This window comes from Rhizobacter sp. P3_C12 (assembly GCF_056402735.1).
This window is the reverse complement of record NZ_JBFUGW010000544.1, coordinates 1-1,733: the sequence shown is the minus strand read 5'-3', so window position 1 is coordinate 1,733 and position 1,733 is coordinate 1. Positions and strand designations below refer to the sequence as shown.

The following is a 1,733-nucleotide window of genomic DNA, read 5'->3' as shown; positions in this document are numbered from 1 at the left end:
GCGCCCAACTGAACGCCGGAGGTCGATGCCATGAAGCCGGAATCCCCTTTCCTGTCGGCCTACCCGACGCAGGCGCACGAGACCGCCCCCGAGGCGCCGCCGGCCCGCGGTGCCGGGCTCGCTGCGCTGCTGTTCGAGAGCCCGTATGTGCGGCTCGCGCGCGTCGACCACGAGGACCGCGACGCGGCGGAGTGCGAGGCCTGCCGCTGCCACGAACTCGACAACGAGCTGGACGACGAAGCCTCCCCGTTCGAGGTCGGCGAGGTCGCCGAGGTCGATTCCACGCCGGTGGTCGACGCCCCGCTGTCGGCCGACGACCGCACCTGGGTGCTCGACCTGCAGCGCTCGGCGCTGGAGCGCCTGCCGGACGCGGCGCTGCAGCGCAAGTACCTGAAGGAGGTCGACTGGAAGGACGTGGAGTTCCCCGGCAACGTGCCGCCCCGCGGCTCGGTAACGGCGGCCGTGAAGGCGCACTGGGCCTTGTCGGAGCGGCTGTTCGTCGACATGGCCCGCGTGACGCCGGAGCGGCGCGTGAACCTGGACGGCACGAAGATCGCGTTCCGCGCGCACCGCCCGGTGGCCGTGCCGGGCCAGCCCGGCGCGCAACTGTATGCCGAGGCCAGCGCCGCCTTCGTGCGCATGCGCGACGCGGCCCTGAAGGAAGGCGTGGCGCTGGACATCACCTCGTCGTGGCGCTCGGCCGGCCAGCAGGCGGCCCTGAGCGCCGCGCAGCCGAACGAGAAGGCGGTGGCCAAGGGGCACTCCGCGCACATGTACGGCCTGGCGGTCGACCTGCAGATGTCGGTGCGCGGCCTCGACCTGTCGGGCAAGAGCCAGACCCGCACCGCCGAGAAGATGGCCAAGCTGGTGCGCATGTACCGCTCGCCGGTCTACAAGTGGATGATGCTGCGCGGCAAGGCCTTCGGCTGGTACCCGTACCGCCGCGAGCCCTGGCACTGGGAATACAACCCGCCGGGACTGAAGCCGCGCTTCGAGGGGGGCTCGGCGTCTTCGTCAACGTCTTTGCCGGCGCCTGCGAAGACGCCTGCCACCACCACGCTGTCGGCCGGCGGCCAGCCCAAGGCCTGGGTGCGCTTCGCGCAGCGCGTGCTGAACGCCACCGCGGGCGAGCGGCTCTCCGACGACGGCGATGCCGGCCCGCTGACGCGCGCCGCGCTCACCCGCTTTCGCGACCAGCACCGGCTCGGCGGCAGCTCGGAGCCCGGCAGCTCCACCGACATCGCGCTGACGCAGCGCGCACTGGAGCACCTGTCGCACACCTCGATGTTCGCTGCGCTCGGCACGCGCGACGCGAAGCTGGACCAGGCGCTCGCGGCCTTCCGCGCCGAGCGCCATCTCGGCTTCGGCGCGGTGCTCGATGCCGCGACGCAGACCGCGCTGGCGGATGCGCTGCCGTCGGCGGCCGCCTCTTCGGCAGCGTCGCCGTCGGCTGCATCGCCCGTCAGCGCCGCGCCGGTGCCGCACCTGGGCGGCCAGGTCTGGCTGATGAAGGCGGCCTCGTATGCCGAGCCGGTCGCGGTCTTCGTGCCGAAGGCGGCTCTCGGGCAATCGAGCGTCGACGTGCTGTTCCACGTGCACGGCCTGCTGAGGGACGCCTCGCTGCCGCCGAAGCCACCGGGCGGCTTCATCACCGCGGCACCGTTCCGGCTGGGCGCGCTGGTCGATGCCTCGGCGCTGCCGATGGTGCTCGTCGTGCCGGCGATGAACTGGGA

The 1,733-nt window shown here is 72.8% G+C and carries 1 protein-coding gene; it reads left to right on the top strand.

All coding sequences use genetic code 11. From position 1 onward, the window contains the following. Positions 1-30: 30 nt before the first annotated feature. Positions 31-1,733: D-alanyl-D-alanine carboxypeptidase family protein (locus tag AC1DXV_RS34305; RefSeq protein WP_477938005.1), on the top strand; the 1,703-nt coding region annotated here is incomplete at its 3' end.